The organism is Burkholderia sp. Bp8998 (assembly GCF_003854235.1).
Taxonomy (GTDB): domain Bacteria; phylum Pseudomonadota; class Gammaproteobacteria; order Burkholderiales; family Burkholderiaceae; genus Burkholderia.
Window position 1 is genome coordinate 126,382 of sequence record NZ_QTQF01000005.1, and the last position, 21,265, is coordinate 147,646.

The 21,265-nt window shown below is 65.5% G+C and carries 19 protein-coding genes and 2 pseudogenes; 12 read left to right on the forward strand and 9 right to left on the reverse strand.

The annotated features are described in order from the left end of the window. Positions 1–50: 50 nt before the first annotated feature. Positions 51–1,235, reverse strand: coding sequence for a porin (locus DIE06_RS08165; RefSeq protein WP_124660960.1), 1,185 nt, complete (start codon positions 1,233–1,235; stop codon positions 51–53). After that, the gene (locus DIE06_RS08170; RefSeq protein WP_124660961.1) at positions 1,232–1,531 is read right to left on the reverse strand and encodes a hypothetical protein; all 300 of its coding nucleotides are present in this window, start codon (positions 1,529–1,531) and stop codon (positions 1,232–1,234) included. The genes DIE06_RS08165 and DIE06_RS08170 overlap by 4 nt, the downstream gene beginning before the upstream one ends. Before the next feature lie 188 nt (positions 1,532–1,719). On the opposite strand from DIE06_RS08170, the gene DIE06_RS08175 reads away from it, so the two are divergent. The 3 genes and pseudogenes from DIE06_RS08175 to DIE06_RS39530 all read left to right on the forward strand — a co-directional run. Beyond that, positions 1,720–2,064 (forward strand): DUF3088 domain-containing protein, encoded by a 345-nt coding sequence (locus DIE06_RS08175; protein ID WP_124660962.1) that lies wholly within the window; start codon positions 1,720–1,722, stop codon positions 2,062–2,064. Between the two features lie 65 nt (positions 2,065–2,129). Further along, positions 2,130–2,285 carry a hypothetical protein gene (locus DIE06_RS38220; protein WP_185733375.1) on the forward strand — a complete coding sequence of 52 codons (156 nt, stop codon included), beginning with the start codon at positions 2,130–2,132 and terminating at the stop codon, positions 2,283–2,285. Further along, positions 2,263–2,592: pseudogene (locus DIE06_RS39530) on the forward strand (methyltransferase domain-containing protein); the annotation flags it as partial. The gene DIE06_RS38220 and the pseudogene DIE06_RS39530, both read left to right, overlap by 23 nt. Before the next feature lie 152 nt (positions 2,593–2,744). Here DIE06_RS39530 and aroE read toward each other — a convergent pair. Genes aroE through DIE06_RS08205 form a run of 5 tightly spaced genes read right to left on the reverse strand, consistent with a single transcriptional unit; the run spans position 2,745 to position 6,598 of the window. Then, positions 2,745–3,578, reverse strand: coding sequence for a shikimate dehydrogenase (aroE, locus tag DIE06_RS08185; RefSeq protein WP_124660963.1), 834 nt, complete (start codon positions 3,576–3,578; stop codon positions 2,745–2,747). Then, positions 3,575–4,798: a CaiB/BaiF CoA-transferase family protein gene (locus tag DIE06_RS08190; RefSeq protein ID WP_124660964.1), complete on the reverse strand. Its 1,224-nt coding sequence runs from the start codon at positions 4,796–4,798 to the stop codon at positions 3,575–3,577. The genes aroE and DIE06_RS08190 overlap by 4 nt, the downstream gene beginning before the upstream one ends. Then, positions 4,798–5,256, reverse strand: coding sequence for a MaoC family dehydratase (locus DIE06_RS08195; RefSeq protein WP_124660965.1), 459 nt, complete (start codon positions 5,254–5,256; stop codon positions 4,798–4,800). The genes DIE06_RS08190 and DIE06_RS08195 overlap by 1 nt, the downstream gene beginning before the upstream one ends. 2 nt (positions 5,257–5,258) lie before the next feature. Further along, complete coding sequence (locus tag DIE06_RS08200) at positions 5,259–5,651, reverse strand: VOC family protein (protein ID WP_124660966.1); 393 nt, start codon at positions 5,649–5,651, stop codon at positions 5,259–5,261. Beyond that, positions 5,648–6,598 (reverse strand): ketopantoate reductase family protein, encoded by a 951-nt coding sequence (locus DIE06_RS08205; protein ID WP_124660967.1) that lies wholly within the window; start codon positions 6,596–6,598, stop codon positions 5,648–5,650. Before DIE06_RS08205 ends, DIE06_RS08200 begins: the two co-directional genes overlap by 4 nt. A 119-nt stretch (positions 6,599–6,717) precedes the next feature. On the opposite strand from DIE06_RS08205, the gene DIE06_RS08210 reads away from it, so the two are divergent. Continuing rightward, the gene (locus DIE06_RS08210; protein WP_124660968.1) at positions 6,718–7,623 is read left to right on the forward strand and encodes a LysR family transcriptional regulator; all 906 of its coding nucleotides are present in this window, start codon (positions 6,718–6,720) and stop codon (positions 7,621–7,623) included. Between the two features lie 171 nt (positions 7,624–7,794). On the opposite strand, the gene DIE06_RS08215 is transcribed toward DIE06_RS08210, so the two are convergent. Beyond that, the gene (locus DIE06_RS08215; RefSeq protein ID WP_124660969.1) at positions 7,795–8,835 is read right to left on the reverse strand and encodes a substrate-binding domain-containing protein; all 1,041 of its coding nucleotides are present in this window, start codon (positions 8,833–8,835) and stop codon (positions 7,795–7,797) included. A 678-nt stretch (positions 8,836–9,513) separates the two neighbouring features. Between DIE06_RS08215 and DIE06_RS08220 the strand changes: the two genes are divergently transcribed. The 4 genes and pseudogenes from DIE06_RS08220 to DIE06_RS38930 form a co-directional block, all read left to right on the forward strand. Further along, positions 9,514–10,719 carry a porin gene (locus DIE06_RS08220; protein ID WP_124660970.1) on the forward strand — a complete coding sequence of 402 codons (1,206 nt, stop codon included), beginning with the start codon at positions 9,514–9,516 and terminating at the stop codon, positions 10,717–10,719. A gap of 18 nt (positions 10,720–10,737) precedes the next feature. Continuing rightward, complete coding sequence (locus tag DIE06_RS08225; RefSeq protein ID WP_124660971.1) at positions 10,738–12,084, forward strand: MFS transporter; 1,347 nt, start codon at positions 10,738–10,740, stop codon at positions 12,082–12,084. Between the two features lie 128 nt (positions 12,085–12,212). Then, complete coding sequence (gene argH, locus DIE06_RS08230) at positions 12,213–13,706, forward strand: argininosuccinate lyase (protein ID WP_124660972.1); 1,494 nt, start codon at positions 12,213–12,215, stop codon at positions 13,704–13,706. Between the two features lie 72 nt (positions 13,707–13,778). Further along, positions 13,779–13,979 (forward strand): annotated as a pseudogene (locus DIE06_RS38930) (glucose-6-phosphate dehydrogenase); the annotation flags it as partial. Between the two features lie 144 nt (positions 13,980–14,123). Here DIE06_RS38930 and phaZ read toward each other — a convergent pair. Continuing rightward, on the reverse strand, positions 14,124–15,338 hold the full coding sequence (phaZ, locus tag DIE06_RS08240; RefSeq protein WP_124661069.1) for a polyhydroxyalkanoate depolymerase: 1,215 nt from the start codon (positions 15,336–15,338) through the stop codon (positions 14,124–14,126). A 608-nt stretch (positions 15,339–15,946) separates the two neighbouring features. On the opposite strand from phaZ, the gene DIE06_RS08245 reads away from it, so the two are divergent. From DIE06_RS08245 to DIE06_RS08260, 4 genes are all read left to right on the forward strand, one after another. Next, a complete protein-coding gene (locus tag DIE06_RS08245; RefSeq protein WP_124660974.1) occupies positions 15,947–16,396 on the forward strand; it encodes a CBS domain-containing protein in 450 nt (149 codons plus the stop codon). 324 nt (positions 16,397–16,720) lie between these two features. After that, entirely contained in the window at positions 16,721–18,085 is a 1,365-nt protein-coding gene (locus tag DIE06_RS08250) for a nicotinate phosphoribosyltransferase (RefSeq protein ID WP_124661070.1), read from the forward strand. Between the two features lie 171 nt (positions 18,086–18,256). Then, positions 18,257–19,216, forward strand: coding sequence for an acetyltransferase (locus DIE06_RS08255; RefSeq protein ID WP_124660975.1), 960 nt, complete (start codon positions 18,257–18,259; stop codon positions 19,214–19,216). Between the two features lie 197 nt (positions 19,217–19,413). Next, positions 19,414–21,147: an ABC transporter permease subunit gene (locus tag DIE06_RS08260; protein ID WP_124660976.1), complete on the forward strand. Its 1,734-nt coding sequence runs from the start codon at positions 19,414–19,416 to the stop codon at positions 21,145–21,147. The last annotated feature ends 118 nt before the right edge of the window (positions 21,148–21,265 follow it).

A 21,265-nucleotide genomic window follows, 5' to 3' on the forward strand; every position in this document is an offset into this window, starting at 1 on the left:
AAACAACGATTCCCGCTTTGCTTATCGCGCCGCGCCCGCTGCGCGAACACTCAGAACTTCACGCGCAGCCCGCTGACGAACGCGAGCTGGCGATTCGTCGACGATGCGCTGCCGATGTTCGAGATCGCCGCGATCCTCCGATAGCCGCCCGACGTCGCGGTGCTCGGATCACCGGCCGCGAGCTGGTAGATGCCGGACAGGTAGATGTCAGTGCGCTTCGACAACGCATAGTCGAACCCGAGCGTGAACTGGTGCCAGCGCGGCTTCAGCGTCTGGCCGCCGGTGCCCGGCAAGCCGTTCGCGCGCCCGTCGGTGAACGTGTAGACGCCGATCAGCGTCGCCGCCGGCGTGATCTGGTAGCGCCCGTTCACGTCGTAGTTGTTGAACTTGCGCGACGAGCCGTCGACATAGTCGAGCTGCGTGTGGCTCCACGCGAAACCGAGCGTGGTGCGGCCGAGCGCGTAGTTGGCGCCGGCGACGCCGATCTGCTGCTTGCGCACGCCGCCGTTCAACCCGTAGAAGAACGCGCCGCTGTAGTCGTTGCCGGTCGTCGTGGTCGCGCCGCCCACCGCGCCGCTCGTGTTCGACGTCGCGTTCGGGTGGTTGAGCCGCACGTAGCCGGCGCCCGCCGACAGCGGGCCGTTCACGTAATTCGCCGACACGCCCCACGCATTGTTGTTCGAGAAGCCGGTGCCCGCGCCGCCGTTTGCCTGGTTGCTGAACGCGTACAGCACGTCGGCCGTGAAGCCGGCGATCGTCGCGCTGCGGAACTTCACCGCGTTGTTGATCCGGAAGCTCTGGTTCAGGTTGTCGTTGTCGCCGACATGGGTCGCCGGCGACCAGAAGCCGGACCCCGCGTACTGCGCGACGAGGTCGGTGATCGGCTCGTACTGGCGGCCGAACGTCAGCGTGCCGATGTCGGCCTTGCTCAGGCCGACGTACGCGGAGCGGCCGAACAGGCGGCCACCCTGGCCGAGGCCGCCGTCGCTCGGCCGGAAGCCGCTTTCGAGCGTGAACACGGCCGCCAGGCCGCCGCCGAGATCCTCGCTGCCTTTCAGGCCCCAGCGGCTGCCGCTCAGCTTGCCGCTCGTCTGCTGGATGTTGCTCGCGCCGCCCTGGTTGTTCGTATAGGCGAAGCCGGCGTCGACGAGGCCGTACAGCGTGACGGAACTCTGCGCATGCGCACCGATGGAACCGATCGAAACCAAACCCAGAACTACCGATTTCTTGATCATGAATAACCTCTGTTTTTTATGGGTACCGCTACGAGGATCACGATGCTATTGACTTCGGTTTGGTCGACGAACGTCCGATCCGTGGTTTGCAATTCGCTGCGCGACCGAATTGCAATGCGTGCCGATGCACGCACGGCGCGCGCGCAGCGATCGCGTCCGGCAAGCATGCTGCGGCGCACGCATTGGCGTCGATGGCAGACATCGTGCGGCGACGATGCGCGGTCGTGGACATATCGATCGATGAAATCGTTGGATATCGCAACGAAGACCGTTCGGATGCCGATGCTTTTATGCAACACGGCTCTGTGAGACGCACGGCCGATGCGGTAGGCATGCCCGCATATCGATTCCGCAAAACGTTGGTAGGGCCGCGCGATGCAAGGCTGTAGAGTCGGGCATCCGGCCGTGGGCCGGCCAGCGCCGGGCGCGGTGCACGCTGCGTGCGCGTAACCCGGTGGAACCACGAATATGGGAGCGGTGTGAAATGAGTCGGGATGTGCTGTTTCTGCTGGAACCGGGCTTTGCCGATCCGAAGTATCCGGGCCAACACTTCGTCTGTCCGCACGGACTGGCGATCGAAGGGCTGCTGGCGAGCGCGCCCGATCGGGCCGGCCGCCTCGACGTGCGCCGGGTTGGTTTCGAACGGCCGCGGCACGCGGTGATCGACGTGCTCGACGACGCGCATCAGGGCTTGCCGGTGCTCGTGCTCGGTAGCACTCAACCGGCGCCGGACGATGCGCAGACGCTCGGGGCGGTGCGCTTCGTCACCGACCCGCGCCGCATCCTCGACCTGCTGGCCGAGCGCCACGGTTTCCCGACGCTGCACTGACGCGCGTCGACCGTCGAGCACGGCGGCGTCCTTTTTCCTCACTGTTCAATCGACAGGAGTATCCGATGGTGTCAACTTCGGCGGCACGCCGCCGCCTGCTGCTCGCCGGCGCCGCGATCGCTGCGACCCCCGTGTTCGCGCGAATCGGCGTGCTGGATGGACCGGCGAATGTCGCGCCGTTCTGGGATACGTCGTTCAATGCGGTGGTGGCGTCGGCGTGACGCGCGCACCGGATCAGGAGAACGTCGTCGCGACCATGATGCCGAACACCTGGCCGAGCGCGATGCCGGTCAGCCGGCCGTAGATCGACGCGCGCACGTTGTCGTCCAGCTCGAACGGCGAGCGCTTGTGCTTCCATACCGTGCTGAATGCCAGTACAGGGGACCTGCCGGCGCACTGCTATTTCAGACGTCCCTGATCACGCCGGAGATCCTTGCGCGAGGGATCGAGCAATGGTGGTACTGCGTGCCGCGCAACGGGCATATTTCGTTTTACACGAGCCAGGCGCTGACGCTGCTGGCGACGCGGCACGGGCTCGAATTCGGATCGTTCAGCCCGGAGTTGCACGTGGTTTTCGATCGTGCGGCGGCGCCGGCGTGGCTTTCGAGTTCCTTGCGTGACAGCGTGCCCGTGCCGCGGCGTCGATCGGCATCTCCTTCAACCAGGTGTCCGCACGGCCGTCAGTCGAGCGGGACCGTGAGCCGTTCGATCACGGCGGCTGTCTCCGGCCGCACGCCGCGCCACCACGCGAACGCTTCCGCTGCCTGCTCGACCAGCATGCCGACGCCGTCCGCGATGCTGCGCACGCCGGCATTGCGCGCAAGCCGCAGAAAGGGCGTCAGCCGCTTGCCGTAAGCGAGCTCGTACGCGGCGCCTGCCGGGTGGAACACGCTCGGCGGGACGGGCGGGAGATCGCCGGCGAGGCTCGCCGACGTGGCGTTGACCACCAGATCGAAACGTCCCATCGCGGCGAGATCGGTGTAGCCGCACGCCAGCAGCGGCCCGCGTCCGGCGGCCGGCCCTGACAGTGCGCGCGCCTTGTCGACGTCGCGATTCGCGATCACCAGCTCGGCCGGCCCGGCCGCGAGGAAGGGCAGCAGCGCGCCGCGCGCCGCGCCGCCCGCGCCGAGCATCAACACGCGCTTGCCGGCCATCGGCCGGCCGAGATTGATCTCGATGTCGCGGACGAGCCCGATCCCGTCGAAGTTGTCGGCCAGGATGCGTCCGCCGTCGAACTTGAGCGCATTGGCCGCGCCGGCGAGCGATGCGCGCTCGCTGCGTTCGTCCGACATCGCGAATGCCTCGAGCTTGAATGGCGCGGTAACGTTGATGCCCTTGCCGCCGCTCGCGGCGAATGCGCGCACCACGTCGGCGAAGGCGCCTGGCGGCTCGACCGGCCCCTCGATGGCCGAGTAGCGCAGATCCTGCCGCGTCGCTTGCGCGAAGATGCCGTGGATCAGCGGAGATTTCGTGTGTCCGATCGGATTGCCGATCACCGCGTACTGGTCAGTCATCGTTGGCTCGCGTTTGAGTAGAGAACACCATCGGCCTGCATGGCATCGATTTCGGCGGGATCGAACCCGAGCGAACGGGCGACCTCGGCGTTGTGCTGTCCGAGATCGGGCGCGACGTCGCGGATCGTCGTATCGCAATCCGAGAACCGGAACGGCAGGTTCGGCAGGCGCAGCGTGCCGTAGCGCGGGTGCTGCTGCTCGACCACCATGCCCCGGGCCTGGATCTGCGGATCGGCCAGTACCTCGTCGATGCGCTGTACCTTCGCGCAGGGCACGTCGATGCGGTCGAGCAGTTCGAGTACCGACGCGACGGAACGGGCGGCCACCCACGGCTCGACGACCGACAGGATTTCCACGCGGTGCGCGTTGCGCCCGACGCTGTCGTGAAATCGCGGGTCGGCGCCGAAGCCCGCCGGCCCGCCGTGCGCCTCGATCAAGGCGGCGAAGCGTTTCCACGCGTCGTCGACCTGCGCGGCGATCACGAGATCGCCGTCCGCCGCGCGGAAGACGCCGTAGAGCGTCGAAGTCGGCATGTCGTGCCCGGTCTGCTCGGGCAGCACGCCTTGCAGCGTGTAGCACTGGACCGCGTATTCGTGCATCGAGACGAGCGTGTCGTACAGCGCCATGTCGATGTGCTGTCCGCGGCCGCTCTTCACGCGTCCCAGCAGCGCGGCGTTGATGGCCGCGACCGCGTGAATGCCGGTGTACATGTCGCCAAGCGAGATGCGCAGCAGCGGCGGCCGCTCGCCCGGCGTGCCGACCATCTGCATGATGCCGCTCTTGGCCTCGGCAATCAGCCCGAAACCCGCGCGATGCGCGTCGGGGCCGGTGTGCCCGTATGCCGAAATCGAGCAATAGACGAGTGCCGGATTGCGTGCCGACAACTCGGCATAGCCGAGCCCCAGCTTGTCCAGCGCACCCGGCCGGTAGTTCTCGATGAACACGTCCGCGGAGTCGCACAGCCGCTGCATGAATGCCTTGCCGCGCGCGTCCTTCATGTTCACGCTGACGCCGCGCTTGCCCATGTTGAGCTGCAGGAAATAGCCGCTTTGCTGGTCGTCGAGTACCGTCGCGTGCTGGCGGCCGGCGTCGCCGGTACCGGGGCGCTCGACCTTGATCACTTCGGCGCCGAGCGCCGCGAGGCAGCGCCCGACATAGGGGCCGGCCAGGAAATGGCTGTAGTCGACGACGCGAATACCTTCGAGAGGGCGGGCCTGCATCAGAACGCTCCCGGCCGGCGCGGCACCATCAGCCGATGTTCGCCGCGCTGGACGACCTGGCCGTCCTGGTTGATCAGCTCCGACGGCAGCACGACGATGCCCCAGCCCGGGCGGCTCTTGCTCGCCCGCATCGCGCCGACGCGGAACGTCACGTGCAGCACGTCGTTCACCTTGATCGGCAGCAGGAAGTCCCAGGTCCAGCCGAGCGACATGCCCGGCACGAAGCGGTAGTCGCTCTGCGTCTTGAGGCCGTCGGCGATCGACAGCCCGAACAGGCCGTGCGCGACGAGGCAGCCGAAGTGGCTCGCGTTCGCGTATGCCTCGTCGACGTGCACCGGCGTGTGGTCGCCGGTGAGGTCGGCATAAGCGAGGATGCGCGCCTGGGTCACCGTGTAGCCCGGACTCGTGCATGCGTCGCCCTCGCGGGCATCGTCCCAGTATTTTTCGATGATCGTCATGGTCATGCCTCCGTTCGCGGATTGATCGCCAGCGCCTGCGCGACACAGGAGGCGGGCGTTGCCTGAATGAGTTCGACGGCCAGGCCGTCGGGCAGGCGCAGCCAGTTGCGCCCCTGCGGCATTTCAGTGACGCCGTACGCTTGCGCCGCGGCCAGCGCGGCCTCCAGGTCCTCGCACATCACGCCCAGATGGCCGAGCCGGCCCTCGGGGCCGTCCCACCCAGGGGCATGGATGAACTGCAGGCCGCCGAGCGTCCAGTACTGCCGTGGCGCGTCGACGGTGCCGTCCACCTCGCGCATCGTCATGCCGAGCACGTCCTCGAAGAACCGGATATGCCAATGGATGTCCTTCACCCAGATGGCGACGTGCTCCAGATAGGCTTTCGTGGCGCTCATGCGGCAGCCTCCTGCGCCTGGCGATCGGCCATCGCGCGCTCGATCCCCTTGATGCACGCGACCAGCGTCGTGTTGACCGGCGTGGGCACGCCGTACCGCTGCCCCCAGCGCACGACCGATCCGTTGATGAAGTCGATCTCGGTCATCGCGCCTCGCTCCAGGCTCTGCAGCATCGACGTCTTGAACGCGGCGGGCAGGCCTTCCGAGGCCAGTGTCCACGCCTGCTCGGGGTCCGTCATCGACAGCCTGACGCCGGCCGCTTGCGCGGTCGCGATCGCCTCGGCGACGGCCGCGAGCGACGTCGCCTTCAGCAGCGGTTCGTCGTACAGCTGCCCGTAGGTCAGGCCGGTGACGCCGGTGAGCGCGCCCGTGGCGACGTTGACCAGCAGCTTGTCCCACATCGTGCCGACGATGTTGTCGCTGACCGTCGTCGCGAGGCCCGCGGCGTTGAATGCGTCGGCGATCGCCTGTATGCGGGGCGTGATGCGGCCGTCGAGCTCGCCGATGGAGGTGCGCTTGCCGGCCACGCCGGATTCGATGTGTCCGTCGCCGCGCAGCACGCCGCCGACGTAGGTCTTGCCGGCGAGCACGCGCTCGCGGCCGACGACGTCGGCGAGGATGTCCTCGTGCCCGAGGCCGTTCTGCAGCGACAGCACGAGCGTGTCGGGCCCGATCAGCCCTTGCGCGCCGCGCATGGCCGCGTCAGTACTGAACGACTTGACCAGCACGATCACGAGATCCGCGACGCCGACGTCGGCCGCCTGCGTCGTCGCGCGGACGCGCACGCGGCGGGATCCGCTCGTATCGTCGACCTGGAGGCCGTCGCGGCACATCGCGCCGACGTGCGACGGCGAGCGGGCGATCAGCCAGGTCTCGTGGCCGCCTTCGGTCAGGGCGGCGCCAATCGCGCAGCCCAGCGCGCCGGCGCCCAGCATTGCAATCTTCATGGGGTGTCTCCGATGTCATGCAGTGTTGATGTATCGCTGCACGATAGAAGTCGCCCGTCATGCTGGCAATGCAATGACTACAATGACGTCATTGCGATGGACAATAATGCGACGATTCCATGATGCCGACCGATCTTCCCGACCTGAAGCTGCTCCAGCTGTTCGATCTGCTGTACGACGCGCGCAGCGTCACCCGCGTGGCCGAGCAACTCGGGCAGAGTCAGCCGACGGTCAGCATCTGGCTCGGACGCTTGCGGGAACACCTGCACGATCCGCTGTTCATTCGAACGCCCGGCGGCATGGCGCCGACGCCGCAGGCCGACGCGCTCATCGGCCCGTGCCGGGAAATCCTCGAATCGTTGCGGCGTTTCGCGGCCTGGGAAATCGCGTTCGACCCGGCGACAGCCCAGCGCCGGTTTCGCATCTGCATGACCGATGCGAGCCATGTCACGCTGTTGCCGCGGCTTTTGGCGCACGTTCGCGCGCAGGCGCCGGGCGTCCGGCTGGAGGCGGCGAGGATCGACGGCAACACGGAACGGGCGCTCGAGTCGGGCGAAGCCGATCTCGCGATCGGCTATGTGCCGTGGCTGGGCGGCGGGATATATCAGCAGAAACTGTACGACCAGGACTGGGTGTGCCTGGCCAATCGCCATCATCCGAGGATTCGCGCGCGCCTCGGCGTGAAACAGTATCGGTCCGAGGGCCATGTGGTCATTACCGCCGGAACGGGCGCGCAGCTGCTCGACCAGGCGCTGATGCGCGAGCGCATCGAGCGTCAGGTCGTGCTGGCGCTGCCCGGATTTCTGGGGTTGGGCGCGATCGTCCAGAGCACGGACCTGATCACGACGCTACCTCGCCATATCGGCGAGACGCTGGCCCAGACCAACGATCTGACGGTGCATGTTTGTCCGATCGAGGTCGAGGGGTTCGCGGTTCGACAGCACTGGCACTCGCGATATCACCATGAAGCCGGCAATCGCTGGCTGCGCGGGGTGGTGGGGCAGTTGTTCGCGAACGCGCGGTGATGAGGGGCGGCCAGGATTGGTGAAATTGTTGCCAGAAGAGGCGGAACCCATGGCAAGTGCACTCACTGAGCGCGCAGCGGATGGAGGTTGAAGCGTTACCTGACACGCTCGCCAAATACCTGATCGAACTGCCTTGCCCGTTTAACCTGGTCGCCTCCCCGGCAGCGCGTTTCAATCCTGCGCTCGCGCAATCGACTCCCGGACAACGAGTTCGACGGAGGTGACCTGGTGCCAGGACGTGCTGGGTGCCGATGGATTGACGATCTGATCCACGAGTATTTCGCCAAGGAGTTCGCCGGAACGTCGGATTGCGACTTCGGTTGCCGTCAATTGAGGCGTAAACGACGAAGCTTGAATTCCCCGAAGCTTGTCATCGTGCGCGATCACCGAGAGATCGCGACCAATTTTGAGTCCTCGGTCGTGTGCCGCCCGATAAACACCTTGAGCAAGAAACACCGATCCGCACAGGAATGCCGTAGGGGTTGGATGCGCGGCGAGCATCTCGCTGGCGACGGCATACCCGGATTCTTCTGTCATCGCAACACCGAATTGATATGCGGGATCAGGCTGTAACCCTTGTTCTTCATAGGCTCGCAAAAAGCCTCGCGAACGCGCCGCAGCATAACTGAATTCGGGCAGCCCGTTTAGCATCACGATTCGTCGATGCCCAAGGCTCAGCAGCAACGACGCAGGCTTGAAGAAGACTGCCTCGTTGTCGATGTCAACGAATGCGTAGTTCTCACATGTGGACGTGCGACCGTGAACGACAAAAGGCATGCCCAGCGACTTGAGTAGCGGAACTCGTGGATCGTCGACCCTGGCCCGGGTGATGATGATTCCGTCGATCGAACGCGCCGCAGCAAGACGGCGAATGACTGCTTCCTCGCCTTCTTCACCAAATGGCGCAAGGACCAGATCAAAGTGCTGGTGATTGAGCGATTCCGTAATACCGGCCAGTACGTCGACAAAGTTCGTCTGAGCCAGCAAAAGCCGTTCCAGCGGGAATACCAATCCCGCCGCATTCGTCCGCCCGGTGGCCAACCGGCGAGCGGCCTCATTGGGCCGATAACCGAGTGCTTCAGCCGCTTCAGCCACTCGCTGGCGAGTCTTTGCACTGATTTGCGTATGGCCGGCCAGAGCTCGGCTCACTGTCGCCTGAGACACCCCCAAATGGTTCGCAAGTGTCTTGAGATCGACTCTCCCTTTGCTCATGAGTACCGCACTCCGTTCGTCCGATTGCCAATTGTAACCGCTTTAAATTCATTGAAATGGCCGAGTCGCCAGGTGCGCTCCTCGCGTGACCGTGTAAGCGTCTCGGTGACGGCCATCCTGTTCGAGGCATCCGACCATCCGACCTCGATCCGAACGCGCCAGACATCCATAAATGGGCCAGACATATGCGTGCCGCCGGCCGGCGGCGATGCATGGCGAGCTTGTTCCCAAAGGGCCGCGTCACACCAACCGTGCAACCGCCAATCAGCCAAGATGTAGAATTATATGCGGTGAAAATAATAATTTTTCGAATAAAAAGCTAACGGTGTCACGTGTGGCGCCGACCGAGCAGGTAAGCGCTTTAATTCCTTCTATGCTCGCGATGAGTGAGACCGCAAACATGTTGGCGTAAACACCTACATTTACGGCAAATTTTCGCCGTTGACAGCGAAATCCCTTCGGAACAGTATACGCAAGCGCTTTAAATTATCGTCGCGCGGCTGATACCAGATCCCTCCAGAGGAGAGGCGAGGGTGCAAATTGGCGCCAAACCGCACGCGTGGTCGAGGTCAGCTTAGTACTGCCAATTGAGCAAGCCGCGTAGCGACGTCGATTTGTTGCGCTGGGCTCGACGCCAACGAGCAACGGGCCGAACGAATCACATACGGAGACATCTCGATGCATTTCCTCAAATCGACTGTGGCAGCGGCGAGCGTCCTCGCTGTATTGCCCGTGTATGCGCAAAGCAGCGTTACCCTTTACGGTGTCGTAGACACGGGCATCGTGTACCAGAACAATCAAAGTTCACTCGGCACAACGTCCGGTGGCCGCTCGGCAATCAAATTCGCGTCAGGCATCTGGAACGGCAACCGCTTCGGCCTGCTGGGTTCCGAGGATCTGGGCGGAGGCACGAAGGTCATTTTCAAGCTCGAGTCCGGCTTCAATCTCAATACCGGTGCCCAGCAATATGCGAACGCCCTGTTCGGGCGGCAATCCTATGTGGGCATAACGAATGCGCGTTTCGGCACGCTGACTGCTGGACGCCAGTACACGTCGTACTACACGATGCTTTCCCCCTATAGTCCGACTACCTGGCTGACCGGCTATTTCGGCGCACACCCCGGCGATCTGGATTCGCTTGATACGAACTATCGCGCTAACAACTCCCTGGTCTATACGTCGCCGAAGCTTCATGGATTCACTTTCAGCGGCTCGTATTCGGTGGGCGGCGTCCCGGGCAGTTTGAATAGCGGCTCCACCTGGAGCGTCGGTGCGCAGTATCAGGCTGGTCCGATGGGGATCGCCGCCGCCGTTCAGCGCGTGAACAATTCGACGCCGGGCGGTGGGGCATGGGGAGCAGATTCGACCACGACGTCGGGCGGACAGATCGGCGTTTCATCGGTGACGAACGGTTATCTGACCGCCGCCGCGCAGCAGCGCATTGCCGTGACGGCCGGCTACGCGTTCTCGCCGCGTTGGGACGTATCGGCATCGTATTCGAATGTTCAGTACATTCCGGGCGTTCACTCCAGTTTCGCGAACACGGCGACGTTCAACACGGCCGGGGCGGTCCTTCATTTCAAGCCGATGTTGACCTGGGACCTGGCCGCCGGATACAGCTTCACCCGGGCCACGAAGGCAAACGGTGTGGCTCATGCAGCGCAATATCAGCAGTTCAGCCTCGCCGAGTATTACAGTTTGTCGAAGCGCACCGCCATCTATGCCCTCCAGGCGTTCCAGACCGCGAACGGTCAGACGCTCGGCACAGCTGGAGCCGGACATGTCATCGATGCGACGGCGACCGTCGGCGACGGCACTCAGAGCACGCCTTCGTCCGGCAGTCGCGTGTTTGCGGCTGGCGTAGGCATCGTTCACCGCTTCTGACAGGGGAGAGTGGCAAACATGAACTCGACCAACTCCCAATCCCGTCGCACGGGATCACTCGAAACGGCACAGATTGCCGCTCCCTTGGCCGGAAACGTCGCGAGCACTCAAGTGCTGCAGACGAATCGGGGCGGCGCCTATGCGTGGTTCGTTCTCGCGCTCCTCTCGGTCGTGTCGTTTCTCAACTACGCCGATCGGACCGTCGTCACGGCGATCATGCCGACCCTGCAGCACACCTTCAATCTGACCGACCTTCAACTCGGCTGGCTCAATGTCGCATTCAAGATGTTGTACGGCGTCGGATGTATCTCGACAGGCTATATTGCGGACCGGCTCGGGCGCGGCTATACGATCCTGTTCGGACTGGTGTTCTGGAGCATCTGCATTCTCGTGAGTCCGATCCAGGCATCGTTCATCGGATTCCTGACGATGCGGGCGCTGACGGGATTCGGCGAAGGGTCCTACTTCCCATCCGGGACGGCATTGATCAGCGGCATCCACAACGATCGCTCACGGTCGACTGCCTTGTCGATTCACCAGGCCGCAACTTTCATCGGCGGCCTCGTGGGCGCCGTGTCGGTCGCCTATCTCGCTGAACACTACACGTGGCACCTGGCGTTCTACGGTTACGGCACATTCGGGATCATCTGGGCAGCCGTTCTCTATTTTGCCATCCGGCGCTACATGACAAACGGCAAGGCGATACCGGCACGCGCCACAACGAACGGCGAGGTGCAGGCAAATACGTATCGCGTCGTTCTCGGGATCCCGTCGGCTGTCTTGCTGATCATCGTGTTCTTCTGTGGGAACTTCGTGGCGGACGCGTTGTGGACTTGGGCGCCCACCTATTTCTATCGTCAGTTCAATACGTCGCTGACTGTATCCGCATTCTTCGGGAGCATCCAGAACCTCTCGGCCCTCGCGGCGGTGCTCGCTGGAGGCGTGACGGGCGACCTGATATCCCGACGGTTCGTGCAAGGCCGCTTCATTGTTCTCGGCGCAAGCCTCCTGATTGCAACCGGCTTCGTCCTCGGCGCGGGGCTATCCGGCAATGTCACAGTCGCCGTCTTGTGCCTCGTTGGTGCCGGGTTCTTCAAAGGCGCGTACGACGCGAACATCTACGCTGCGTTGCACGACGTCATTCCGTCATTCGCACGAGCGACAGCGACTGGCACGATGCTCGCGATTGGGGTTGTCGGCGCAAGTGTGTCGTCGATCACGTTCGGCGCGCTCGCAAAACCGTTCGGCCTCGGCAACTGCTTTGCGATCTTCTCGAGCCTATTTTTCATCGGTGGCGTGCTGATCCTGACGCGACTCCGCACGATCCGACAGGACATCGAACGGGTGCGCAGCATCGCATCCTGAGTTTCTCGCGCGATCCGATTCGATTCCTATATCGGGATTCCGGAACCGGGCGACGAATGCCACGCTCGTCTCCAACCCTTTCATCCAATAGAGCGGGCTGCGGGCCGCAGCTCCAAAGAGGTACCATCATGAAAACTCAAGACTCAAGTCGCTTTCCCGCACCGGTCTATACCAAGACCGTTCTTTCGCCGCTATTCGAAGGCGCCAAGCAGCACCACCGGAACTTTCAACGCGTCGACCGCGCGCATCTGGTCATGCTGATGGAGACGGGTGTCGTCGACCGTGACACCGCATCGTCCATCGGCCGCGCGCTCCAGGATATCGAGCGCGAACTCGATATCGATGCCTTGAAATACACCGGAGAAGTCGAGGATTTCTTTTTCCTTATTGAAGGTGAGTTGAAGAAGCGCCTCGGCGTCGATATCGCGGGGCGGCTACATACCGCTCGCTCGCGCAATGACATGGATCACACATTGTTCAAGCTCGCCATGAAGCCGCGGATTGACGAGCTGCTGGCCAAGGCGCGCTCGCTCGTGCGATCCTTGCTGGCGACGGCTCGGCGAGAGAAAGCGACCTTGATCGTCGCCTATACGCATGGCCAACCGGCCCAACCGACGACGTTCGGCCATTACCTGGGGGCAGCAATCGAGGTGCTGTTGCGCGACATCGATCGCTTGCAGGGTGTGAGGGAGCTCGTGGACTTGTGTCCGATGGGCGCCGCGGCGATTACAACGACGGGATTTCCGATCGACCGACATCGTGTAGCAGAGCTTCTCGGCTTCTCTGCGCCGCTGAGAAACTCATACAGCTGTATCGCAGCCGCCGACTACGTGACATCGACGTACTCTGCAATTGAGCTGATGATGCTTCATCTCGGCCGATTGGTTCAGGACTTCCAGTTCTGGTCGAGCTTCGAAGTCGGTCAGCTCTACGTACCGAACGCATTCGTACAAATCAGCTCGATCATGCCGCAGAAGCGCAACCCGGTACCGATCGAACATCTGCGCCTGCTGGCATCACACGCGATGACGCGTTCGCACGCGATGCTTACCGTCATGCACAACACTCCGTTTACCGACATGAACGACAGCGAGGGCGAAACGCACACTCAAGGTCACACCGCGTTCGATCTCGCCGGCCGCGTGCTGGATCTGCTTGCGGGATTCGTGCAGGTATTGACGGTCAACGAGGATAAGGTCCGAGCGAATATCGGGAAGAGCTGCATCACGGTGACGGAGCTGGCCGATACACTCGTGCGCGTCGAAGGGCTGTCGTTCAGGCAGGCTCACGAGATTGCCGCTCACACGGCAAAGGCCGTGGTATCGATCGAAAGCGGTCTCGCCGAACGAGGTTACCTGTTCTTTCAGGATGTGTTCGCGCGGACGTGTGGCCGCGTGCCCGGAATCGATGAACAGGCGTTCCGGGAAATCGTGTCTCCCGAGCATTTCATCGCGGTTCGCGACCGATTCGGCGGCCCTGCCGCCACCTCCCTTGACGCAGCTTTCGATGCATATGCGGACAGGCTGACGGAATTCGACGACATCGCCGCGGCAACGGCCGAGCGCGAGCGCAATGCCATTGCCAAGCTGCGATCGTCCTTTGCGAATCTCGTCGAAGGCTGAAACCCGATACATCATTTCGGTGCGCTGCGCGCATTTCACTCGTAGCCTACGTTGCGCTGAGGGCCGAGATTGATGGACGCATACGAAAGGTTGCTGCTCGACGCAGTCGAGGGGCGACTCTCGCTCCTCGTGCGACGTGACGAACAGGAGCAAGCGTGGCATTGGGTACAACCGCTCCTCGACAAACCTGCCCGTGATCAGCGACCAAGACCCTACGCGGCGGGCACGTGGGGCCCGGCGGCGGCGAGCTCCCTGCTTGCCGTCGGCGCCTGTCATGTTGTCGGTGCCCAAGCGCGTGCAATTCATTACCGAGGCGCGTGCGCTGGATATGCGCGAGATGGCGAACATGCGTCGCCGGCGTGAACGGGGCCGGATGGTCGGACGACCGCACCGTACCGTACCGGGTTGAAGACGGCGTCACGCCGCGCACGAGCGTGCCCGGCCGTCTTCGGCGCGGGCGAACGTCGCCTGCAGCACCGGATGCACGTCGATGCGCCAGTGATCGCCGGTAAAGAGCCCGTAGTGGTCGCAATCGTCGACGTCGACGCGTTGCCGCGCATCCGCTGCGAGGCCGCTGCACATGGCCAGCGCCGCATGGGTCTGGCCGGCACCGGTGACGGCATCGCACCTGCCTTCGACGGTGAGCATCACGATCGCGCGCAGCGCGGCGGGGTCGACCCGCCGGCCGAGAACGTCCCACGTCCGGTTTGCCAGGCACGCGCGCTGGAAAACGATGTCGACCGTATCGATGAAGTACTCGGCGGGCATGTCGAGGAGCGTCAGGTATTCGCGCAGTTCCCGGCGCGCGCGTGAGAGCGCGTCGGCATCGCCGCTCGACACCGCGCGCCGATAGCGCTCGACCAGCGTCATGTAGCGCTGCGGGTACACGACCGCGATCTCGGCACGCTGCAGATAGGCCGGAAAGACCTGCCGCCCGTATCCGGCGAAGCCTCGCGGCACCGTGTCGATCAGCGTGGCGCGACACCAGTCGAGCGAATGCGACCGGGCCGCGGTCCCGAGCGCACTCGGATTGATGCGGGCATCGAGCGGGCCTCCGATCAACGTCAGGCTCGCCGGCAGCGCGGCCCCGCGTTGTGCGCGCAGCGCGACGGCGCCGAGCGACGGAAACGTGGCCTGGCAGATGGCGACGACGTGCAGCGGCCGGGCGTCGTCCAGCAGCGCATCGATGAAGCGGTCGAGCATCGACACGTATTCGTCGAGGCCGAATCGACCCGCGTCGCGCGGCACGTCGCGCGCATCGGTCCAGTCGGTGACGCAGACGTCGCCGTCGGCCAGCAGGGTCTCGACCGTCTCCCGCATCATCACGGCCGCATGGCCGGCGAGCGGCGCGCAGAGCAGGATCACGCGTTGCGCACCCGCGCGCGCGAAGCGGCGCAGCGCGCAAATCGGTGGGTGCGCGACGATCGTCTCGTCGACGTCGACGCGATGGCCGCCCAGGTCGACCGAATCAATGTTGAACCGTGGCGCGTCGGACTGCAGGTCGAGCAGGGGTTCGAACAGGTCGGCGTAGCACGACGACGCGGCATCGGGCCACAGACCGCGCGTGAACCGCACCGCCGCGTCCCACGTCCGCAACCATTGCCGTTGCCGTTCGATCAGGTCGTACCACATGGCGCATGTGCCGGAAATCGCCGGGAATTCGGACACGTCTACTGTCGCCCGATCGCGCGGCGACGGGTTGACCTGAATCAGCGTCGTCCCGATCGCCGGCCTGCCGATCGCGCGCGACGCGAATGCGGTTTCGGCGACATTGCGTCGGACGAATCGGCGACTGTTTCGATCGCCCGGGCCCGCCGCATGACGCGCGTCAATATCGATTGGCCGGCAGGCGCGAAGATCGACGTTCCCGCGTGTCGATCGCAGATCGGGACCGACATGTTCCGTGCCGACCGCGTTGTCATGTTCATGATACGGTCGCAACGTCGACTTCACGACCGCGTGTCGCACGGTCATGGCGGCGACATCGATCGGCGCGTCGCGCTGACCTGCATCAATTCCGTGCGGCGAAGTCGCACCTACCGTTGTCTTTATCGGATGCGGACACGAGCCGATGGCCATGAAAGGCGACCGCGAGCCGAGGAAGGGTGTCGAGCAGGCGCTCGAGAGGGAACCGCGGATCGATGCGGTGCGCATCGGCGCGGACGTTTCCGTTGCGTGATGGTTCGGGCGGCGACGGACGTCGATCGACGTTCCGCTACGCCCCGGCCGGGAGAATGAACATGAATGCCGCGATGCTCTGCACCCGCGATGTCGCCATGTGTTCCACGCGGACAACCGTCGTCGAGGCGGCTGAAATGATGCGCAACGCGCACACCGGCGATCTGGTCGTCGTACGTGAACAGGACGGACGACGTGCGCCGGTCGGCATGGTGACCGATCGAGACATCGTGCTCACCGTGGTCGGCGCCGACGCGGAGGCCCGCTCGCTGTTCGTCGGCGACATCATGTCGACGCCCGTGTCGATCGCGAACGTCGACGACGACATCTGGTTGCTCGCGAAGCGGATGCGCCAGCACGGTGTCCGCCGGCTGCCGGTCGTCGATGGCGACGGTGACCTGGTCGGTGTCGTCTCGCTCGACGATCTGCTGCGCGCGGCAGCGACGCTGCTCGACGAGTTGCGCCTCGTGTCGGCCCGCCAGACGTATTTCGAGGAGAAGCAGCGCGGCTGATCCGGTGCGGTCCGGCTTGCGCCGCGCCGTGCACGACATGGCGGCGGGCGCGACACCGGCGCGGTGCGCCGCCCGTGCGCGCGCGACGCCATGACACGCGGCCGCAGCCCACTCCCGGCCGGCTTCCACCGGCACGCGCGTAGTACTACTACTGCAAACGACTCGCGCGGATACTATCCCTATGTCGCGTCGTGCAATGGCGTCTGGACCGCGGTTCCGTCGAGCCCGGGCCCGGCGCCGCAATGATCGAAGCGACGCTTGTCCGCACCGGAGCGGCCGGGTACCGGCCGCACGATGGCACGCAGGCGACGCGGGAGGCACATGATGAACGGATCCTCGCCGGATGCTGACGTCGACGACGTACTGCTGACGGATTTGTATGAGCTGACGATGATGCAGGCCGCGTTCGATGCCGGCATGAACGAAGCGGCCAGCTTCGAGTTCTTCGTCCGGGCGCTGCCGGAGCATCGCGCATTCCTGATGGCGGCGGGACTGGAACCGGTGCTCGACTATCTGGAGGGCCTGCGCTTCACGGCCGCCGCGCTGGAACGACTGGCCGCAACCGGGCGCTTTCGCGCGGATTTCCTTGCATCGCTCGCCGGCTTCCGCTTTACGGGCACCGTCGACGCGATGCCGGAAGGCACGGTGTTCTTCGCCGACGAACCGATCCTGCGGATCACGGCGCCGTTTCGCGAGGCGCAGTTCGTCGAGAGCCGGGTGATGAACCTGCTCCACTACGCAACGCTGGTCGCAAGCAAGGCCGCGCGCATCACGCTCGTCGCGCACGGCAGGTTGCTGGTCGATTTCGGCCTGCGGCGCGCCCATGGCGCGGAGGCGGCGATGCTGTCCGCGCGTGCCAGTTACCTGGCCGGATTCTCCGGTACGGCGACCCTGCTCGCAGGCTTGCGCTATGGCATTCCCGTGTACGGCACGCTGGCGCATTCATACGTTCAGGCACACGACGACGAAGCGCTCGCGTTCGAGCACTTCGCGCGCTCGCAGCCGGATAACGCGTTGCTGCTGATCGACACGTACGATACCGAGCACGCGGCGGACAAGGTCGTCGAGCTTGCGCGGCGGCTCGCGCCCGACAACGTGCGCATCAAGGGCGTGCGGATCGACAGCGGCGATCTGGCGGCGCACGCGCGCAACGTTCGCGCGATTCTCGATCAGGGCGGCCTGACCGATGCGACGATCTTCGCGAGCGGCAATCTCGACGAAATCCGGCTGCAGGCGCTCGTCCGCGAGCACGCGCCCATCGACGGTTTCGGGATCGGCACGCAGATGAGTACGTCGGCGGACGCACCGTGCCTCGACTGCGCGTACAAGCTCGTCGAATATGCGGGCCGGGCGCGCTGCAAACGCTCGGAGGGCAAGGCGACGCTGCCCGGCCGCAAGCAGGTGTTCCGGCAATACGGCCCGGACGGGCGAATCAGCGCCGACTGCGTCGGTCTCGACGGCGAGTGCATCGACGGAGCGCCACTGTTGCGGCCCGCCATGGCCGCAGGGACGCGGCTTCCGGCCCCCACGCTCGGCGAGAGCCGCATTCACGCATTGCGCGAACTGTCCACGCTGCCCGATCCCATGCATGCGCTGATGCCCGTCATGCCGCTGCAGCCGCTGATTTCCCCGGCGCTGGCGGCACTCGCCGCGCAGTGGGGCGGGCACGCGGGGCAGCAAGCGGCATGAACGATGCCCGTATCGCGGACGGCCGCGCGATCGCGCCGAACGACGGCGCGGCCGCGTGGTGCTTGTCACGCTCGCCGAACGCACGACACGCGGCGAACGCCGCCAGGTTGAAAGGAGGACGTTCCATGGCCTCACCGCCGCGATTCATGCGGCCATCGGGTGTCGCGCATCATGGCCCGCTTTGACGTGTTCAACGGCGATGCGGACGGCATCTGCGCGCTCCAGCAGCTGCGGCTCGCGATGCCGGCCGAGTCGGTGCTCGTGACGGGGCCCAAGCGCGACATCGCATTGCTCGCGCGCGTGCCGGCCGCCCGTGGCGACACCGTCACCGTCCTGGACGTTTCGCTCGACGCGAACCGCGCGGCCCTCGAGGCATTGCTGGCGCGCGGGGTCGACGTCGACTATTTCGATCACCACATGCCCGGTGCCGTGCCCGCTCATCCGCATCTTCGCGCGCATATCGATACGGCGCCGGACACCTGCACGAGCGTCATCGTCGACCGGTACCTGGCGGGCCGGCAGCGGCGCTGGGCGGTGGTCGGCGCATATGGTGACAATCTCGTCGGCGTGGCCGCCAGGCTCGCCGCCGCTTGCGGCCTGACGGATGCCGATGCCTGCCGGCTGCAGGTGCTCGGTGAATCCGTCAACTACAACGGATACGGCGATTTCCCCGCCGATCTCTTCATGGCGCCGCTGGCCGTGTATGCGGTGCTGCGGCACTATGCGAACCCGCTCGATTTCGCGGAGTCGCCGCTCGCGCGGCGGCTCGACACCAACCGGCGGCGCGATATCGCGCGTGCGGAGCGACAGCGCGCGAACATCGCGTTGCCCGGGGCGGACGTCTATCTCCTGCCCGACGCGCGCTGGGCACGCCGCGTGCGCGGCGTGTTCGCGAACCGGCTCGCGTGCAGGGAGCCGGTGCGTGCCCATGCGGTGCTGACGTGGTCGGCAGCGGGCGGTTACACCGTCAGCGTTCGCGCGCCGGTCGCCGCGCCGTACGGCGCCGATCGTCTGTGCCGCGCGTTTCCGGAAGGCGGCGGCCGGGAAGGGGCGGCCGGCATCAATCGGCTCGCGCCGGATCGCCTCGACGCATTCGTCGACGCACTCTCGAACGCGTATCCCGCCGCGTGAGCCTGCGCAGGCGTGCCCGCCGGCGCGATCCGGCGTGGCCGGAACGGGTGTCATCGAGAGGCGCCTGAGCTGGGGCATTGCCCGGCGGTACGCGCTGCAATCGTGGCGCCGCCCGTTGCAGGGCGGTTGACTCAGGTCAAGGCCGCCGGCCTGCCGCCCCGGGAAGATGAACCGCCGTCATCGCCGGGAGAGGCGTCGTGGAGCACCATGCGGAGGTTTTGCGCGGCGGGCGCTGGACGCTGCCCGTGCCGGGCTGGCGGGATCTCGCCGCGACGCTGATCGTCGTCGGTTTCCTGCTGCTGGCCGGTATCTGGGCGCACCAGATGGCCGGCCCGCTGGCGGTGGCGCATCCCCCTGCCATTTCGACGTCGCCCGCGGCGCTGCCCGGCTACACGCTGCGCACCGTCGCGCGCATGTTCGCGGCACTGCTCGCGTCGATCGTCTTCACGTTCGTCTACGCGACCGCGGCGGCGCGCAGCCGCCGCGCCGAGCGCGTGCTGATCCCGCTGCTCGACGTGCTGCAGTCGGTGCCGATCCTCGGCTACCTGTCGTTTACCGTGCTGTTCTTCCTGTCGCTGTTCCCGGGGCGGATCCTCGGTGCCGAGTGCGCGGCGATTTTCGCGATCTTCACGAGCCAGGCGTGGAACATGACGTTCAGCTTCTACCAGGCGCTGCGCACGGTGCCGCTCGATCTCGACGAGACCAGCCGCAGCTTCCGGCTGTCCGCGTGGCAGCGCTTCTGGCGCCTCGACGTGCCGTTCGCGATGCCCGGCCTCGTCTGGAACGCGATGATGTCGATGTCGGGCGGCTGGTTCTTCGTGGTCGCATCCGAGGCGATCGCGGTCGGCAACCTGCACGTCGAGCTGCCGGGCGTGGGCGCCTACGTCGCGCAGGCGATCGCGAACCGCGACCTGGCTGCGGTGGGCTGGGCGATCGTCGCGATGAGCGTCGCGATCGTCCTGTACGACCAGTTGCTGTTCAGGCCGCTGGTCGCGTGGTCGGAGCGGTTCCGGTACGGCGACGCGGCGCCCACGGTCGCGTCGCGCAGCTGGATGCTCGACCTGTTCCACCGCTCGCGATGGGTCGCCCGCGCGAGCGGCCCGATCCGCGCGCTGCTGCGTCGTGCGGCGCGCGCGCGGCTGCGCGGGTTGGCGCTGCCGTGGCGCGACCGGATCGCGCTGCCGCGACACACGGGCGATGTGCTCTGGTTCGCACTGTGCGGCACGGGATGCGCGTATGCGGCGTACGAGCTGTTCCGGCTCGGACGCGCGACGCTCACCTGGACGGACCTGCGCGTCGTCGCAAGCGAAGGCGGGCTCACGTTCGTCCGCGTGACCGTGCTGGTCACGCTCGCGTCGGCGATCTGGGTGCCGATCGGTATCGCGATCGGCCTGCGGCCCGGTGTTGCCGCCCGTATCCAGCCGGTCACGCAGTTCCTCGCCGCGTTTCCGGCCAACCTGCTGTTTCCGGTCGCGGTATTCGCGATCGTGCGCTTGCGGCTCGAGCCCGACATCTGGCTGTGCCCGCTGATGATATTGGGTGCGCAATGGTACGTGCTGTTCAACGTGATCGCCGGCGCGAGCGCGTTCCCGGCCGACCTGCGCGAAGCGGCCGCCTGCTTCCGGGTGCGGCCGGCGGCCTGGTGGCGTCAGGTCATGCTGCCGGGCGTCCTGCCGTACTTCGTGACGGGCGCGATTACCGCGTCGGGCGGCGCATGGAACGCGAGCATCGTCGCCGAAGCCGTGAGCTGGGGCAGCACGCGCCTGAATGCCGGTGGACTCGGCGCCTATATCGCACGGATGACCGACGCCGGCGACTATCCGCGGATCGCGCTCGGCGTCGCCGTGATGTCGCTGCTCGTGATCGCGACCAATCGGCTCGTGTGGCGTCCGATGTACGCGTTCGCGGAGCGCCGCACGCGGCTCGATTGAGCCCGCGCCTGATCACTTGCTCACGGGAGACCCGCTTGCCGAACCTCAGCGAATACACGGAAGGGAACGTCGCGAGCGCGGCTGCGCCACCTTCGGACAACGCGGCCGTCGTGCTGGA

Coding starts and splice junctions, on each gene's coding strand:
- DIE06_RS08225 (WP_124660971.1), top strand. CDS start 10,738: ATGAACTCGACCAACTCCCAATCCCGTCGCACGGGATCACTCGAAACG.
- DIE06_RS08205 (WP_124660967.1), bottom strand. CDS start 6,598: ATGAAGATTGCAATGCTGGGCGCCGGCGCGCTGGGCTGCGCGATTGGC.
- DIE06_RS08215 (WP_124660969.1), bottom strand. CDS start 8,835: ATGAGCAAAGGGAGAGTCGATCTCAAGACACTTGCGAACCATTTGGGG.
- DIE06_RS08250 (WP_124661070.1), top strand. CDS start 16,721: ATGAACGGATCCTCGCCGGATGCTGACGTCGACGACGTACTGCTGACG.
- DIE06_RS08165 (WP_124660960.1), bottom strand. CDS start 1,235: ATGATCAAGAAATCGGTAGTTCTGGGTTTGGTTTCGATCGGTTCCATC.
- DIE06_RS08220 (WP_124660970.1), top strand. CDS start 9,514: ATGCATTTCCTCAAATCGACTGTGGCAGCGGCGAGCGTCCTCGCTGTA.
- DIE06_RS08245 (WP_124660974.1), top strand. CDS start 15,947: ATGAATGCCGCGATGCTCTGCACCCGCGATGTCGCCATGTGTTCCACG.
- DIE06_RS08200 (WP_124660966.1), bottom strand. CDS start 5,651: ATGAGCGCCACGAAAGCCTATCTGGAGCACGTCGCCATCTGGGTGAAG.
- DIE06_RS08190 (WP_124660964.1), bottom strand. CDS start 4,798: ATGCAGGCCCGCCCTCTCGAAGGTATTCGCGTCGTCGACTACAGCCAT.
- DIE06_RS08255 (WP_124660975.1), top strand. CDS start 18,257: ATGGCCCGCTTTGACGTGTTCAACGGCGATGCGGACGGCATCTGCGCG.
- DIE06_RS08175 (WP_124660962.1), top strand. CDS start 1,720: ATGAGTCGGGATGTGCTGTTTCTGCTGGAACCGGGCTTTGCCGATCCG.
- DIE06_RS08195 (WP_124660965.1), bottom strand. CDS start 5,256: ATGACGATCATCGAAAAATACTGGGACGATGCCCGCGAGGGCGACGCA.
- DIE06_RS38220 (WP_185733375.1), top strand. CDS start 2,130: ATGGTGTCAACTTCGGCGGCACGCCGCCGCCTGCTGCTCGCCGGCGCC.
- argH (WP_124660972.1), top strand. CDS start 12,213: ATGAAAACTCAAGACTCAAGTCGCTTTCCCGCACCGGTCTATACCAAG.
- DIE06_RS08210 (WP_124660968.1), top strand. CDS start 6,718: ATGATGCCGACCGATCTTCCCGACCTGAAGCTGCTCCAGCTGTTCGAT.
- aroE (WP_124660963.1), bottom strand. CDS start 3,578: ATGACTGACCAGTACGCGGTGATCGGCAATCCGATCGGACACACGAAA.
- phaZ (WP_124661069.1), bottom strand. CDS start 15,338: ATGTGGTACGACCTGATCGAACGGCAACGGCAATGGTTGCGGACGTGG.